General features: G+C 71.5%; 11 protein-coding genes. 9 read left to right on the top strand and 2 right to left on the bottom strand.

Annotation, left to right across the window (positions count from 1 at the left end):
• Positions 1-25 precede the first annotated feature (25 nt).
• From ACX6XY_RS16675 to ACX6XY_RS16650, 6 genes are all read left to right on the top strand, one after another.
• Positions 26-1,057, top strand: coding sequence for a methyltransferase (locus ACX6XY_RS16675; RefSeq protein WP_460331133.1), 1,032 nt, complete (start codon positions 26-28; stop codon positions 1,055-1,057).
• Between the two features lie 213 nt (positions 1,058-1,270).
• Positions 1,271-2,926, top strand: coding sequence for a glycine/sarcosine N-methyltransferase (locus tag ACX6XY_RS16670; RefSeq protein ID WP_460331131.1), 1,656 nt, complete (start codon positions 1,271-1,273; stop codon positions 2,924-2,926).
• A gap of 119 nt (positions 2,927-3,045) precedes the next feature.
• On the top strand, positions 3,046-3,876 hold the full coding sequence (locus ACX6XY_RS16665) for a TrmH family RNA methyltransferase (RefSeq protein WP_460331128.1): 831 nt from the start codon (positions 3,046-3,048) through the stop codon (positions 3,874-3,876).
• A gap of 66 nt (positions 3,877-3,942) precedes the next feature.
• On the top strand, positions 3,943-5,529 hold the full coding sequence (locus ACX6XY_RS16660) for an MFS transporter (RefSeq protein ID WP_460331126.1): 1,587 nt from the start codon (positions 3,943-3,945) through the stop codon (positions 5,527-5,529).
• Between the two features lie 90 nt (positions 5,530-5,619).
• The gene (locus tag ACX6XY_RS16655; protein ID WP_460331124.1) at positions 5,620-6,420 is read left to right on the top strand and encodes an NAD(P)H-dependent oxidoreductase; all 801 of its coding nucleotides are present in this window, start codon (positions 5,620-5,622) and stop codon (positions 6,418-6,420) included.
• Positions 6,421-6,658: 238 nt separating this feature from the next.
• Entirely contained in the window at positions 6,659-7,990 is a 1,332-nt protein-coding gene (locus ACX6XY_RS16650; protein ID WP_460331121.1) for a radical SAM protein, read from the top strand.
• Positions 7,991-8,041: 51 nt separating this feature from the next.
• Here the strand turns inward: ACX6XY_RS16650 and ACX6XY_RS16645 are convergent, their stop codons facing one another.
• A complete protein-coding gene (locus ACX6XY_RS16645) occupies positions 8,042-9,418 on the bottom strand; it encodes an aminopeptidase P family protein (RefSeq protein ID WP_460331119.1) in 1,377 nt (458 codons plus the stop codon).
• Positions 9,419-9,551: 133 nt separating this feature from the next.
• Between ACX6XY_RS16645 and ACX6XY_RS16640 the strand changes: the two genes are divergently transcribed.
• On the top strand, positions 9,552-11,924 hold the full coding sequence (locus ACX6XY_RS16640; protein WP_460331117.1) for a collagenase: 2,373 nt from the start codon (positions 9,552-9,554) through the stop codon (positions 11,922-11,924).
• A 228-nt stretch (positions 11,925-12,152) separates the two neighbouring features.
• Positions 12,153-13,652 (top strand): PP2C family protein-serine/threonine phosphatase, encoded by a 1,500-nt coding sequence (locus ACX6XY_RS16635; RefSeq protein ID WP_460331115.1) that lies wholly within the window; start codon positions 12,153-12,155, stop codon positions 13,650-13,652.
• 75 nt (positions 13,653-13,727) lie between these two features.
• On the opposite strand, the gene ACX6XY_RS16630 is transcribed toward ACX6XY_RS16635, so the two are convergent.
• Positions 13,728-15,224, bottom strand: coding sequence for a DNA-binding protein NsdB (locus ACX6XY_RS16630; RefSeq protein WP_460331112.1), 1,497 nt, complete (start codon positions 15,222-15,224; stop codon positions 13,728-13,730).
• 235 nt (positions 15,225-15,459) lie between these two features.
• Here ACX6XY_RS16630 and ACX6XY_RS16625 point away from each other — a divergent pair, with 235 nt between their 5' ends.
• Positions 15,460-16,596 (top strand): aminoglycoside phosphotransferase family protein, encoded by a 1,137-nt coding sequence (locus ACX6XY_RS16625; protein WP_460331109.1) that lies wholly within the window; start codon positions 15,460-15,462, stop codon positions 16,594-16,596.
• Positions 16,597-16,618: the final 22 nt, after the last annotated feature.

The following is a 16,618-nucleotide window of genomic DNA, read 5'->3' as shown; positions in this document are numbered from 1 at the left end:
ACACACCACGGAAGAGGAACCCGCCGTGCCCACCGAGCCCGCCACACCGTCCGAACCGGGGACCTTCGTCACTCCGGAGCAGATCATCGACGACCTGTGGGCTCCGCGCGCCACCCAAGTCCTCCTCACCGCCGTCGAGCTGGATCTGTTCTCGCATCTCGCGGCGGGGGCCCGCACCGCCGACGAGACCGCCGCCGCGGCCGGTACGGCGCCGCGCGGCACCCGTCATGTCCTGGACGCCCTCACCGCTCTCGGCTACCTGGACAAGCACGACGGCGGGTACGAGCTCACCGCCGCGGCCCGCCGCTATCTGGTCCGGGACTCCCCCGGCTATCTCGGCGACATGTGCCAGGAGACCCGCGCCCTGTGGCAGCGGTGGCCGCGCCTGACCGAGGTGGTGCGCACCGGTGAGCCGACGGCCCGCTGGGAGGACGAGGCCACCGGGCGCGAGCAGTTCCCCGCCCTGGTGTCCGCCTGGTTCCCGCTCAGCTTCGCCGCGGCGCGCGCCGCCGTGGGGGTCCTGCCGGGTCAGACGCGGGCCGGCATCCGCCGCATACTCGACGTGGCGGCGGGCAGCGGCGCCTGGTCGATCGCCTTCGCCCTCGACCTCCCGGAGGCCGAGGTGACCACCATCGACCACCCCGAAGTCACGGCCGTCACCCGCTCCTTCACCGAACGGTACGGCGTCGCCGACCGCTTCTCACACATCGGCGGAAACCTTCGCACCACCGAATTCGGCACCGGATACGACCTGATAACGCTCGGATACATCATGCACACCGAGGGCCCGCACTGGGGTCCCGAACTCCTCAGGAAGGCGTACGCCGCGCTGCGTCCGGGCGGCACCCTGCTGATCGCCGACATGATCCCGGACGACTCCCGTACCGGTCCGCACATTCCGCTGACTTTCGCGGCGACCGATCTGCTCCTGTTCACCCGAGACGGCGACGCCTACACCCGGCGCGAGTACCAGACGTGGCTCACGGACGCCGGGTTCCATGCCGTCACCACCCATGACATCCTCGCCCCGTCGCCGCTGATCACCGCCACCAGGTAGAAGATTCTTGCGAACGTCCGGTTCGCCAAAGGGCCTGGCCAGAGCGGCTGTTGTGGCTGCGTACGGCGTTGTATACAACACGGGCAGGCATACGATCCGTCAGTCTGGATAGCGATGCGCACAGACCTCGCGGCTCCCGAGGCCCGGGCCACGCAGCGCCGGGCCGCCGCGGCAAGGGCACGATCCGACACGACTGAAGGGTTCTTCATCACCGTGCAGCCGGCCCAGGAATTCGGAGACAACCCCGTAGACGTACGGGACACCGGCCACTACACCGAGGAGTACGTCCCCAGCTTCGTGGAGAAGTGGGATTCACTGATCGACTGGGAGAAGAGGGCAGAAAGCGAGGGAAATTTCTTTATCGATCTGCTGCGGAAGTGGGGGGTCAAAAGCGTCCTCGACGTCGCCACCGGAACCGGGTTCCACTCGGTCCGGCTGCTGTCCGCCGGATTCGAGACCGTCAGTGCCGACGGCAGCGCGGACATGCTCGCGATGGCGTTCAAGAACGGCATGAACAAGGGTGACCACATCCTGCGCGTCGTCCAGGCGGACTGGCGCTACCTGAACCGCGACGTCCACGGCGAGTACGACGCCATCGTCTGTCTGGGCAACTCCTTCACCCACTTGTTCTCGGAGCGCGACCGGCGCAAGGCCCTCGCCGAGTTCTACGCGATGCTCAAGCACGACGGCATCCTCGTCCTGGACCAGCGCAACTACGACGCGATGCTCGACGACGGGTACACCAGCAAGCACACGTACTACTACTGCGGTGAGGACGTCACCGTGGAGCCGGAGTACGTGGACGAGGGACTGTGCCGGATGCGGTACAGCTTCCCCGACCAGTCGGTGTACCACCTCAACATGTTCCCGCTGCGCAAGGACTACACCCGCAGGCTGATGTCCGAGGTGGGCTTCCAGCGCGTCCAGACCTACGGGGACTTCCAGCACACCTACCGCGGCGAGCAGCCCGACTTCTTCATCCACGTCGCGGAGAAAGAATACCTGCTCAGCGACGACGCGGCCACGCCGTACTCGGGCGCGACCAGCACCGCCCGCAGCTACTACAACTCCCCCGACGCGGACAGTTTCTACGCGGCCGTCTGGGGCGGCGAGGACATCCACATCGGCCTGTACGAGAACCCGGCCGAGCCGATCGTCGACGCCAGCCGGCGCACCGTCCAGCGGATGGCCGACGCACTGGGGCTGACCGAGGACTCGGTGGTCCTCGACCTCGGCTCCGGGTACGGCGGCTCGGCGCGCTACCTCGCCGAGACCTATGGCTGCCGGGTCCTGGCGCTCAACCTCAGCGAGGTGGAGAACCAGCGCCACCGGGAGCTCAACGCGGCCCGCGGTCTCACCGACCTGATCGAGGTCATGGACGGCTCGTTCGAGGACATCCCCTACCCGGACGCGCACGTCGACGTCGTCTGGTCGCAGGACGCCTTCCTGCACAGCGGCGACCGGCCGCGGGTGCTCAAGGAGGTCGCCCGTGTGCTGCGCCCCGGCGGTCAGCTGATCTTCACCGACCCGATGGCGGCCGACGACTGCCCGAGCGACGTGCTGCGGCCCGTCCTGGACCGCATTCACCTCGACTCGATGGGCTCCCCCGGCTTCTACACCGGCGAGTTGGCCGGGCTCGGGTTCTCCCCCGTCGGAGACGGCTTCGACGAGCACCGCGAACAGCTGGTCGCCCACTACACGCGCGTCCTGGAGGAGACCGAGCGGCAGGAGGGCGACGGGCTCGCCCGGCAGGTCAGCCACGACTATCTGAGCCAGATGAAGACGGGCCTCCGCCGCTGGATCGACGGCGGCGCCCACGGCCACCTCACCTGGGGCGTCTTCCACTACCGCAGCGCGCCCCGCGCGTAGCCCACCCTGCCGGGGGCGGGTGCGGCCCGCCCCCGGTAACCTGCGGGGCAGCCGCGCCGACCCCGGCCGGGTGTCGGCCGGAGGCACGGACGACGTCGCGATCTCGGCTTGGAGGACGGGTGGCGCAGCAGCGCATCACGACCCGCAATGCCCGTTTCCAGCAGTGGCAGGCCCTGCTCGGCAACCGCAACAAGCGGCAGCGGACCGGAGAGTTCCTGGTCCAGGGCGTACGGCCGATCACCCTCGCGGCCGAGCACGGCTGGCCGGTGCACGCCCTGCTGTACGCCGCGGACCGCCCGCTGTCCCGCTGGGCCGAGGACCTGCTGCGCGCCACCAGCGCCGACCGGGTCGCCATGGCCCCGGAGCTGCTGGCCGAGCTGAGCGAGAAGACCGACGGCGCGCCCGAGGTGGTCGCCGTGGTCGGGATGCCGCCGGACGACCTGTCCCGGATCGACGTACACCCGGCGTTCCTGGGCGTCCTGTTCGACCGGCCCACCAGTCCGGGGAACATCGGCGCCATGATCCGTTCGGCGGATTCCTTCGGCGCCGACGGGCTGATCGTCACCGGGCACGCCGCCGATGTGTACGACCCGAAGACGGTCCGGGCCACCACCGGGTCGCTGTTCGCGCTGCCGACCGTCCGCAGCCCCTCGCACCGCGAGGTCGTCGAGTGGCTGGCGAAGGAGCGGGCGCGGGGGCACGAGGTGACGCTCGTGGGCACGGACGAGCGCGGCGACGCCGACCTCGCGGACTTCGACCTGACCCGGCCCGTGCTGCTGCTGATCGGCAACGAGACCTCAGGGCTCAGCAACGCCTGGCGCGACCTGTGCGACCACACGGTCAGCATCCCGATGACCGGGGCCGCCAGCTCGCTCAACGCGGCCAGCGCCGCGACCGTGGTGCTGTACGAGGCCGCCCGCCAGCGCGGGGCCGCGGCCCGTCGCGGCTGACCGTGGCAGTCCGCTGGCCTCAGCGGCCCACTGGCCGTCGGCGACGCGCGCGAGGATGATCCGCCTATGGGCAGCACCGCTCCCCCACCGGCCGCTCCCGGCACACTGCGGACCACGTCCCCGGCCGGGCGCTGGGTCCTGCTGACGACCGTGCTCGGCTCCAGCATGGCGCTGCTGGACTCCACGGTCGTCAATGTGGCGCTGCGCCGGATCGGCGCCGATCTCGACGCGGACCTGGCGGCCCTGCAGTGGACGGTCAACGCCTACCTGCTGGCCCTGGCCGGGCTGATCCTGCTGGGCGGCGCGCTCGGTGACCGGTTCGGGCGCCGCCGGGTCTTCGTGGTGGGCGTGGTGTGGTTCGCCGGGGCCTCGCTGCTGTGCGGGCTCGCCCCGAACCCGGAGGTGCTGATCGCCGCGCGGGCGCTCCAGGGGGTCGGCGGCGCTCTGCTCACCCCCGGCTCACTCGCCTTGATCCAGGCGTCCTTCCATCCGGACGACCGGGCCAGGGCGGTCGGTGTGTGGTCGGGGCTCGGCGGGGTCGGCGCGGCGGTCGGGCCGTTCCTCGGCGGATGGCTGGTCGACGGTCCCGGCTGGCGCTGGGTGTTCCTGCTCAATGTGCCGCTGGCCGCGGTCTGTGTGCCGGTGGCGCTCAGACACGTACCGGAGTCCAGGGATCCGCGGGCGCACGGCCGGTTCGACGTGCTCGGTGCGGCGCTCGGCGCGCTGGCGCTGGCGCTGGTGACCTACGCGCTGATCGCCGCCCCCGACCAGGGCGCGTCCGCCCTGGTGGTCGGCTCCGGGGTGGCGGGGATCGCGGCCGGGGTGCTGTTCGCGTACGTGGAGCGGCGGCGGCCGGAGCCGATGGTGCCGCCGGCGGTGTTCGCCTCCCGGCAGTTCACCGCCGTGAACGTGGTGACGCTGTGCGTCTACGGGGCCTTGGGCGGCTTCTTCTTTCTCTCCGCGCTCCAGCTCCAGGTCGTCACGGGCTACTCGGCGCTGGGCGCCGGTACCGCGCTGCTGCCCGTCACGGTGCTGATGCTGCTGTTCTCGGCGCGCTCCGGGGAGCTGGGGGAGCGCGTCGGGCCGCGTATCCCGCTCACCGTGGGCCCGCTGGTGTGCGCGGGCGGGATGCTGCTGATGCTGCGGGCGGGCGAGGGCGCCGCGTATCTGACCGATGTGCTGCCCGCGGTGCTGGTGCTCGGGGTCGGCATGGTGACGCTGGTCGCGCCGCTGACGGCCACGGTGCTGGCCTCGGTGGACACCGCGCGGGCCGGTCTCGCCAGCGGGATCAACAACGCGGCGGCCCGCGCGGCCGGGCTGATCGCGGTCGCCGCGCTGCCCCTGCTGGTCGGCATGGGACCCGAGGCGTACCGCTCGGCCGACGCGTTCGGTGCGGCCTTCCGGCGCGCGATGCCGCTGTGTGCGGGGGTGCTGGCACTGGGGGCGCTGATCGCCTGGGTGACCGTGCGCAGGCCGGTCACGGGCGCGGCCGAGCCGTGCCACCCGGAGTGCCACACCAACTGCGCGGCGGCGGCCCCGCCGCTGGAGCAGCCGTCGCCCCCGGCTCAGCGGCCTGAACCGTCCGGGCCGTCCGAACCGCCTGGGCCGCCGGAGTCACCGGAGTCGCCGGAGTCGCCCGCGCCGCCGCGCTGACGCGCTGTGACACACGGCTGGCCAGATGCTTTCGTTTCATGTCCGCCTGGCCACTGGTCGCCTCGTGCGCGGCCGCGCACGATCGAGGGCATGAGAATTCTTTGGATCTTCGCGCACCCCGACCGCGGCTCCCTCAACGGCTCGCTGCTCACCGAAGGACTGCGCGCCCTGGACGAGCTGGGGCACCAGCACCAGGTATCCGACCTGTACGCGATGGGCTTCAAGGCCGTACTGGACGCCGACGACATGAACGGCGCCGACCCCGGACGGCTGCTGGTCGGCGCCGAGCAGGAACGCGCCTTCCACGACGGCGGCCTGAGCCAGGACATCCTGGCCGAACAGGCGAAGATCGCCTGGGCCGATGTGCTGGTGCTGCAGTTCCCGCTGTGGTGGTTCGGGCCGCCGGCGATCCTCAAGGGCTGGTTCGACCGCGTCCTGGTCCAGGGCTTCGCCTTCGGCCTCAAGGACGCCGACGGACGCACCCCGCGCTACGGCGACGGCGGCCTGGCGGGCAAGCGCACGCTGGTCGTCACCTCGGTCGGCGCGCGGGAGTCCGCGTTCGGGCCGCGCGGCATCCACGGGCAGCTGGACGAGGTGCTCTTCCCGGTGCTGCACGGCGTGTCCTGGTACACGGGCATGGCGGCGCTGCCGCCGTTCGCGGTGTACGGCGCCGACCGGCACACCGCGGCGGACTTCTCCCGTGCCGCCGACGCGCTGCGCGCGCGGCTGCGCGCTCTGGACAGCACGGACCCGCTGCCGTACCGGCACGAGAACGGCGGCGACTACGACGAGAACCTGGTGCTGCGCCCCGAGGTCGCGCCGGGCCGCACCGGCATCGCGGCGCAGCTGGCGAACGAGCCGCACGCGCTCCCGTACGCGGCGGTGGCGTGACGGGGGCGCGAGCGGCCCGGCCTCGCGGCTGTGATCCAATGTCCGCAGGGCATTTGTCGCGCCCGCCCTGGGATGGAGCAGCAGGTGACTCCGCTCCCCGCCTGAAGGAGGGGGCTTCCAACCCGAGGGTTGCGGTCCAGCCCGAACCGGCCCCTCACGGGGTGTGACGAGATCATCACAGGCCAGGGAAGCGATTCCCCCACCGGCTGAAGCCGGTGGTCCCCTCGCTAGGAGACTGATGGAGACCCGGAGTCGTACCGCGCTGGTCGAGGAGCTCATGGAGCGCTTCGCCCATGTGCCCCGAGAGGCCGTGATCAAGGAGGACCTGCTGCGCGGCGGCATGGCCTTCGACGAGTCGGCGCTCAGCGGCAGCGCCGAGGGCGCGGCGGGCGAGGGCGACGTCAAGCCGAAGTCGTACTTCATCTTCTCCTTCGACCACCGCACGCTGCCGGAGCTGGGCGCGGCGGCGCTGAACCGGCCGCCCGAGGAGATCGTCCTCACCGGCGGCCCGTACGACCTGCGCCGCACGGTGGTGTCCGTACGCGTCAACCCGGAGTCCCCGTACCGGGTGCGGGCCGGTGAGGACGGCGCGCTCGGGCTGTACCTGGACGGCGCGCGGATCGCGGACGTGGGGCTGCCGCCGATGCCGGAGTACTACCGGCACAAGCTCTCGAACGGCAAGTCGGTGATGGAGGTCGCGCCGACGATCCAGTGGGGCTATCTCGTCTATCTGACGGTGTTCCGGGTCTGCCAGTACTTCGGCGCCAAGGAGGAGTGCCAGTACTGCGACATCAACCACAACTGGCGCCAGCACAAGGCCGCGGGCCGCCCGTACACCGGGGTGAAGCCCTCGGACGAGGTCATCGAGGCGCTGGACATCATCAACCGGTACGACACCGACCGCGTCTCGCAGGCGTACACGCTCACCGGCGGCTCCATCACGTCGACCGTCGGCGGCCGCGACGAGGCGGACTTCTACGGCAGTTACGCCAAGGCCATCGAGGAGGCCTTCCCCGATCGCTGGATCGGCAAGGTCGTGGCCCAGGCGCTGCCGCGGGACGACGTGCAGCGGTTCCACGACTACGGCATCAAGATCTACCACCCCAACTTCGAGGTGTGGGACCGGCGGCTGTTCGAGCTGTACTGCCCCGGCAAGGAGCGCTATGTCGGCCGCGACGAGTGGCACCGGCGCATCCTGGACTCCACCGAGGTGTTCGGCGCGCGCAATGTGATTCCGAACTTCGTGGCGGGCGTGGAGATGGCCGAGCCGTTCGGCTTCACGACGGTGAAGGAGGCGATCGACTCGACCACCGAGGGCCTGCGGTTCTTCATGTCCCACGGCGTGGTGCCCCGGTTCACCACCTGGTGCCCGGAGCCCACGACCCCGCTGGGCAAGGCGAATCCCGAGGGCGCGCCGCTCGAGTACCACATCCGGCTGCTTGAGTCCTACCGGGCGACGCTGGAGGAGTACGGTCTGACCTCGCCGCCGGGGTACGGTCCGCCGGGGCCGGGGCGGGCCGTGTTCTCGGTCAGCTCGTTCATGGACAGCATCCCGGCACAGGACGACTGACGGGCGACTGGCTGACGGCCGCTCGGCGGGCGCCTCGCCTCAGCGGCCGGTTCAGCAGTCGGTTCCGCCTTCGGCGAGTTCGCCCATCCACGCCTCGATCGCGTCGGGGGTGCGCGGCAGCGCGCCCGACATCAGCTGGGCGCCGTCGGCCGTGATCACCAGGTCGTCCTCGATGCGGACGCCGATCCCGCGCAGTTCGGGCGGGAGGGTCTCGTCGTCGGGCTGGAGGTAGAGGCCCGGCTCCACGGTGAGGACCTGGCCTTCCTCCAGTACGCCGTCGAGATAGACGTCCGCCCGCGCCTGGGCGCAGTCGTGGACGTCGAGGCCGAGCATATGCCCGCTGCTGCACAGGGTGTAGCGCCGGTGGAAGTCGCCGTCCGCGTGCTTCAGCACGCCCCATTCGGTGAGGCCCTCCGCGATGACCCGCATCGCGGCGCGGTGGAAGTCACGGAAGCTCGCGCCGGGCTTGAGCGCGCCGATCCCGGCCTCCTGGGCCGCCAGGACCAGGTCGTACACCTGCCGCTGGACCGGTGAGAACCGTCCGGACAGCGGCAGGGTGCGGGTGATGTCGGCGGTGTAGAGGCTGTCCGTCTCCACGCCCGCGTCCAGGAGCAGCAGGTTTCCGGGGTCCAGCGGGCCGTCGTTGCGTATCCAGTGCAGGACGCAGGCGTGGGCGCCGGACGCGGCGATGGTCTCGTAGCCGGTGCCGTTTCCCTCGGCGCGGGCGCGCAGGCCGAAGACGCCCTCGATCCAGCGTTCGCCGCGCGGGTGCGCGAGCGCGCGGGGCAGCGCGCGCACGACGTCCTCGAACCCGGCGGTGGTGTGGTCCACGGCGAGTTGCAGCTGACCGACCTCCCAGGCGTCCTTGACCAGGCGCAGTTCGCTGAGCGCGGCGGCGAGTTCGGCGTCGTCGGCGGCGTCGCGGCCCTCGGTCGGCAGGCCGTCCAGGGGCGCGCAGCGGACGCCGGTCATCCGCTCGGCCTCGGCGAGGTCGGCACGGCGGCCGACCCAGAACTCGCCGTAGCGCCGGTCCCGGTAGAACGCGTCTTCGGTGCGCGGCGACCTCGGCCGCAGATACAGCACGGCCTCGTGCCCCGCCGGGCCGTCGGGCTCCAGGACGAGGACGTGGCCCGCCTGGTCCTCGCCGGTCAGACCGGTGAGCCAGGCGTACCCGCTGTGCGGCCGGAAGCGATGGTCGCAGTCGTTGGAGCGGACCCGCAACTCGCCCGCCGGGACGATGAGTCGTTCGCCGGGGAAGCGTGCGGAGAGCCGGGCGCGGCGTGCGGGCGTCAGCCGGGCGACGGGCAGCCGGATGTCGTCGGGCAGCGGAGTCGCGGCCCAGCCGCCCGCCATAAACGCCTCGAACTCCCCTGAAACGGGCAGGTCGTGGCTGACGGTGCGGGGCGCGGTGGTCCGTGGATTCTGCACGAGGTTCCTCCTCGGTCTTGTCAGTGCAATTTCACATTACTACGTTACGCATGACATGGCGTCGAACGGCCCATCGAACCACGGACCACAGAGCCGTTGGCGCCACCCTGCCCAGACCCCCACGGAGACCTCAGTGTTCCTGTCGAGAACCCTGCTCAGACCCCTGGTCACGGTGACGACGGCGGTGACGCTCTGCGCCACGGCCGTCTCGTCGTCGGCGGCGTTGACCCCGTCGGCTCCCGCCCCCTCGTCGCTCCCGGCGGCCTCGTCGGCCTCGTCGCCCTCGTCGCCTTCGTCGCCTTCTTCGGCGGCGCGGGGCTCCGCCGCCCCCGACCCGACCGACACGGTCGAACGGCTGGCCAGGGCGCCCAAGCCCGGCAGCGTGAAACTCCCCGCGCCCGACGGCCTGACGGACGGCCGGGTGCCGGGACCGGCCACCGACACGCCGGGAGTCACGGCCAGGGCCCAGCGGGCGACCGTCGCACCCTGCACCCTCGACGGCGTCACCGGGCTGTCCCCCGAGCAGCTGGCCGACTTCCTCGCCGATCCGGCCGTCACCGCCGACGGATGCCTGCGCACGCTGATCTGGACCTGGGACCAACGGCTGGCCCCCGTGATGTCGCGGGAGCACGTCCAGGCCGTCGCACAGCGCATATCGCGGCTCGCCAGCGCCCACGACGGTAAGAACGGCAGCCATCTGCTGGAGATGTTCACCTATCTCCACGCCGCCTGGTACCACGACTTCGCACGCGACGAGATCGACCTGAGCGACCCGCAGACCGTGGCCGCCCTGCGCGAGGCCATCGACGCCTACGGCTCGGCCGCCCGCACCTTCGACGCCACCGACGCCAACGCCGCCACTCTCCGCGAGGCGCTCTACACCGGCACCATGCCCGGACTGCGGCAGCACCAGCTCCCGCTGGTCAAGCGGGTCCTGAAGACCATGGACGCCGCGCACCCGGACACCGCCCTGGACACCGCCTGGGCCGGGAGCGCACTCGCCGCCCTCTCGCTCAACTACCTCGGCGTCTACCCCGGCAACCGGGACACCGCCTTCCATGACGCGGTGGCCGCCGACGCCTCCTACCGGGCCGCCTTCAAGGCCTTCGCGGGCCACACCCACCTCAAGGACACGGCCAACGCCTGGGTGGTGCGCGACGCGCTCAGCGAGTACGGCCGGATGGGCCAGATCGACTCGCTCAACCGCGAGATCGTCACGGGCCTCGGCGGCCTCCTGGACACCACGACCCGCAACTTCGGCGAGGGCAGCGCCCCTTGGGCGAAGCTCGCCGCCTGGCTCATCTTCTTCGAGGCCTGCGCACCGTACGACGTGTGCAAGGACGACATCGAGCGGCGCATCTTCCCGCACACCTACACTTACGACCGGGGCGGGATCACGGTCCGCACCGCGCTCGACCGGGACACCGTCGACCAGCTCTACTACGCGAGCAAGCAGGTCAAGGCGCAGTTCCACCGGGTCATCGGCACGGACGAGCCGCTCGCGGACGACCCCAACTCCAGCCTCACCACGGTGCTGTACGCCTCCCGTGCCGACTACGAGAACTACCACCCGCTGCTGACCGGCATGGGCACCAACAACGGCGGCATCTACATCGAGCGGGGCGCGACCTTCTACACCTACCAGCGCCGGGTTCCGCAGGACTCCCGGCTGACGCTGGAGGAACTGTTCCGGCACGAGTACACGCACTACCTCAACGGCCGGTGGGCGGTGCCCGGTTTCTTCGGCGAAGGGGCCTGGTACGAGGACGACCGGACCACGGCGATGGACGAGGGCACCGCGGAGTTCTTCGACGGCGCCACCCGCGACGACGGCGTCAAGGTCCGCAAGTCCCTGGTCCAGAGCATCATCAGCGACACCGCGGGCGGCGGACCGCGGATGACCGTGAACGAGCTGCTGCACGCCACCTACGACGGGGACGGCTTCCGCTTCTACTCGTACGCGGGCACGTTCTTCGAGTTCCTGTGGCTCGAACGGCCCTCGCTGCTCCAGGAGATGTACGGCTATCTGCGGGCCGACGACCCGGCGGGCTTCGACGCCTGGCGGGCCCGGCTCGGCAAGGACGCCGGACTGCAGCGCGCGTACGACGCCTTCCTGGACGAGCAGATCAAGAATGTCGACGACCTGTTCGTCCCCGACACCTCCCACACTCCGGTGAACGAGCTGCGCGAGCGCTCGGCCTCCCGAGTCCAGTCCGCCTTCGCCGCGTCGACCGGGGCCACGCCCGACTGCACGTCCGTCAACGCGCCGCAGCGCCCGCGGTTCGTCTGCACCGGGAAGGTCACGGCACGCCTGAGCGACGCGGGCGACGCCGACCGCGTCTTCAAGGACATGTCCGAGACGGTCGACTACTTCCTCCTGGAGCGAGCGGGGAAGTGGACCAATAACCTGGCCGACATGAACTGCTCGTTCGGCCCGGTGGACATCTGGTCCGACGGGCGTGGCGGGACGTCGGACTACCGCTGTGAGGGGCCGTTGCGGAGCTGATCCGCCGCGCGCGCCGCACGAAGGTCACCGGTGCCCCGCCCCCTGGGCGGGGCACCTCGCGCCGTAAGGACTCTGGCATATGACATAAGCACCACCGGATCGTGTGTTGCCAAATGGCTTACAGGGCTCCGCAGGCTGTGCAAGAGTCGTAACCGGTCCTCCGTCAGACTTGTCCGAGCTGTCAGGGCTTTCAGAGCTGGTCGTACCGCGCCTGTATCGGAGTACGTCATGCCGTCGTCCCCCCCTTACGCGGAGCCCCCCGCACCGCAGCCGCCGGAGCGCGGCACAGTCGACGCGCTCATCTCGCAGACCCGGCAGCTGCGCGGCGGCGTCGACGCCGTACGCCAGGACGCCGTGCTGGACGACGACGACCCGCAGGTGCGATGGCAGCGTGCCCTGTGCGAGCTGGCGATGCATCAGCTCGACGACCTGGACGGCCACCTCGGCCAACTGCGCGAAGGCCTGCCCCCGCAGAACTCCACGGACACCTCGGACACCTCGGACGCCTCCGACGCCTCGGAATCCGCGCGGGCCGCGGGCGCTCAGGCCGCACCCCGCGCCGCGTCCCGGCTCAGCGCTGTACCCGAGCAGCGGCGCGGATCGCTGCTCAGCCGGGTGGGCAGTGCGGACTGGAACCTGCTCACCGACGAGGTCAGCTGGTCGGCCGAGCTCTACCAGATCTTCGGGCGGGACCCCGAGAGCCCGGCCCCGACCCTGGACGAGCTGCCCGCCCTGGTTCTCCCCGACGACCAGCCTTTACTCACCACGATGGTGACGGACTGCCTGGTCGACGGCAGGCCCATCGACGGCGAGTTCCGCATCGTACGCCCCGACGACACGCTGCGTACGGTGCATATGACGGGCGAGCCCGTGCTCGACGCCGACGGCTCCACCGCCTCGATGTGGGCGGTCCTGCGGGACGTCAGCGAGCTGCGCCGCAGCCAGCTCGCGGTGCGCGAGACCCGTGACTCCCTACGACACCAACGGCACCTCGCGCAGACGGAGCACCGGCTCGCGGTGGAGTTACAGGAGGCCGTGCTGCCGCCGTGGCGCGGCGCCCCGCGGTTCCCGCACGGCGGGGCGCACGCTCTGGACCTGGCCGCCCACTATCTGCCGTCCGCCGACAGCGCGCTGATCGGCGGCGACTGGTACGACGCGATGCAACTCCCGGACGGCGAGTCGCTGCTGAGCGTCGGCGACCTCACCGGACATGGCGTCACCGCCACATCCGGGATGGCGACGCTGCTCGGGGCGCTGCGCGGGATGGCCATCGCCGGCGCCCGGCCAGGGCCGCTGCTCGGCTGGCTGAACGACCTCCTCGACGCCTCGGCGCAGCCCTCGCTGGGCAGCGCGGTGTGCTGCCGCTACCGCCCCGAGGATCACACCCTGACCTGGGCGCAGGCCGGACACCCCGCCCCGCTGCTGTTCCGCGACGGGACGGGGCGCGCGCTCACGCCACCGGACGGCGTCCTGCTCGGCGCGACCTCGGGGGCTCGCTACGGCCAGTCCGTGGAGCGCCTCGAGCCCGGCGACCTGCTGTTGCTGCACACCGACGGCCTGGCGCCACGGCGCGCCGGAGGCGATGCCGTGGGCCGACTGCTCGCGCTCGCCCCCCGGTTCGCCACGGCCAGGTCCGCGCAGGACTGTGTGCGCACGGTGGTCGAGGCGTTCGATGAGACCGAGCGGGAGGACGACGCCTGTGTGCTGATCGCCCGGATCGACGCGTAGGCGTTCCCCCTGTCGCGGGGGCTGTACGTGATGGGCTCACGTACAGCCCCCGTCAGGTGGGTACGGCGGACTCGGTCATGCCTGGTCAGCGCCTCCCCTCGTACGGGACGGGGCCTTGGGGAGGGCGAGTTGGATCTCCTCGCGCAGGTCCTGGATCCGCGGATAGCCCGCGTACTGGCCGGTGAGCCGGTACATCTCACGCAGCCGGTCCCAGGTGCGGTGTGAGGAGGTCTCGCCCATGGACACCAGCGCCAGGCGTGCGTACCGGTCGGCCTGTTCCGGGTCGTCGGCGATGAAGCAGGCCGAGGCCAGCGACAGATAGTCGAAGATCTTCGACCGCTGGCGGCCCTTCTCCCGCAGGGCGAGGGCCTCCTTGGCGTGCCGCTGGGCGGTGGCCGCCGCCGAGGGGTCGTGCTCGGCGAGCGTGCGGTAGGCCAGGGCCTGCATCCCGTGCAGGTCGGCCTCGTCGAACATCTGCATCCAACTGGGCGGCGGTACATCCCCCTTGTCCGACACGAACAGGTCTTCCGCCTCGCCGAGGGTCCGCCGCATGGCCTGGCCCTTGCCCATCGAGGCCTGGGCCCAGGCCTCGATGGTGTGCAGCATGGCCTGGGTGCGCGGCAGCACCTGGTCCCCCGAACCGGACTTGGCGAGCTTCATCAGGTCCAGCGCGTCGTCGGGCTTGCCGAGGTGCACCATCTGGCGGGCGGCTCGGGACAGGGCCTCACCGGCGCGAGGGCGGTCGCCGCCCTCGCGCGCGGCGTGCGCGGCGATGACGAAGTACTTCTGGGCCGTGGGTTCGAGGCCGACGTCATGGGACATCCAGCCGGCGAGTACGGCCAGGTTGGCGGCGACGCCCCACAGGCGCCGCTGGAGATGGACAGGGTGTCGGTAGGCGAGCATGCCGCCCACTTCGTTGAGCTGGCCGACCACTGCCTTGCGTTGCAGCCCGCCGCCGCGGGACGCGTCCCAGGCGCGGAACACCTCGACCGAGGCCTCCAGTTCCTCGATCTCCTGGGACCCGATGGGGGCGGCCTCGTAGCGGTCGAACCCAGCGGGGTCGGCGTGCAGGGGGTCGTCGATGCGGGGTGCGTCGGCCGTCAGGGCCGGATCGGTGTGCAGCCAGTCGTGCATGGCGCTGGTGAGTGCGGTTCCCGCGGCAAGCGCGGCACCCGCGCCCACCAAGCCGCGTCGGTTGAGCATGAGATCCATTCCCGTGAATTCGGTGAGGACCGCGGCGGTCCGACCGGGCGCCCACGGCAGGGAGTCGGGATGGCTGAGCTCCCCGTCGCGCTGCCGTCTGCCCGTGCGCCCGTGCCGGACCAGACCGAGGTCCTCGATGGTCACGACACGGCCGAGTCGCTCGGTGAACAGCGCCTCCAGCACCTGGGGCACCGGATCGCGCGGGATCTCTCCCATGTCGATCCAACGCCGCACTCGCGAGGTGTCGGTCGCCAGCTGGGGGTGGCCCATGGCCGCCGCCTGCCGGTTCACGAGTCTGGCGAGTTCGCCCTTGGACCAGCCGGCCAGGCCGAACAGATCTTGCAGGCGGGTGTTGGGTTCGTTGCTCACGTCAAGCCCCCAGGTTCTCGGCTGTGTTGACAGTAACCGCCTGTCAGTTGCTGAGCGACTATTCGCCAGGGTTCGCCAGGGTGCGCCAGATGGTGTGCCATGCGCGCGCGGGTGTCAGGTAGGAGTGCGCCACCCCGGCCCGGCAGCCGAACGGCATTCCCCAGGGTGCTCCCGCGGCCACCGGGTCGGGTCGGCGCACGCAACCTGTCGGCGCACGAAGGGATCTGTACCGCCCATGTACGCAGCATCGTCCTCCGTGTCCGCCCCGCCCCGGCCGCTGGTTCCGCGTCAGGGCAGCGGCCCGTACCTCGCCCCCAACCGCCCGGCGGCCACCGCGCTCGGTACCGGTCGGCCGCGGCGCGGTCCGGGGCACGGCGCTCCGTCCCTCAGCGGGAGACTCGACTTGTCCGGCCCCCAGGGCGCCCAACTGCGCACCGCCGTCGCCTCGGTGCAGCGGATCTGCCCGGAGTTCCAGCCGGTGCAGGTGCTGCGCCGCAGCGGCCGCCATGTGCTGCTGGTCGGCACGACAGGCCGCAGCACCGCGGTGGCCAAGTGTTTACTGGACCACTCCCCCGTATGGACCGATCGGCTGCGCAACGAGATAGCGGCCTACCGCTCGTTCGTCCGCCACCGGCCCCCGGTCCGGGCGCCCCGGCTGATCGCGGCCGACCCGGCGGGCGGCACCCTGGTCGTGGAGCGGATGCCGGGCCGGGTGGCGGCCCTGCAACGCCACCCGGCCGACGCGCCGCCGCACGCGGACGTACGGGCCGCGCTCGGCGCGATCTGCCGCCTCAACAGCTGGCGGCCGCCGGCCGGTACGTTCGACGCCCCGCTGGACTACGCCGCCCGCATCTCCCGTTACCACGATCTGGGCCTGCTCACCGACCGGGACCTGGGCGACCTGCAGAAGTTGCTGCACGGCATCGCGCAGGCGTCGGGGCGCGGCGGGATGGGGCAGTTCTGTCACGGCGACGCCCTGCTGTCGAACATCCTGCTGTCGCCCGCCGGTCCGGTACTGGTGGACTGGGAGCACGCGGGCTGGTACCTGCCCGGCTATGACCTGGCCACGCTCTGGTCGGTGCTGGGCGAGTCGCCGGCGGCGCGGCGGCAGATCAGCCAGCTCGCGCAGGCGGCGGGTCCGACGGTACAGGACGCTTTCCTGGTCAACCTGATGCTCGTACTGACGCGGGAGATCCGGACGTACGAGACGGCCGTACAGCGCACCATGCACGAGACGGCCCCGGCGGCGCCGGGCGCGGCCGCGCCCGGCGGGGCGCCGTCCGGCGAGGAACAGCGGCTGCTGCTGCGGCGGCTGCACGACGACTGCGCGATGGCCCGCCGGGCCCTGCGCGCGGCGGTCGGCACTCGCTGACGGACACGGCGGTCCTCGACGC

The sequence above is a fragment of the Streptomyces sp. O3 genome (assembly GCF_054788135.1).
Note: the sequence above shows the minus strand (reverse complement) of the source record. Positions and strands in the feature narration are given on the sequence as shown.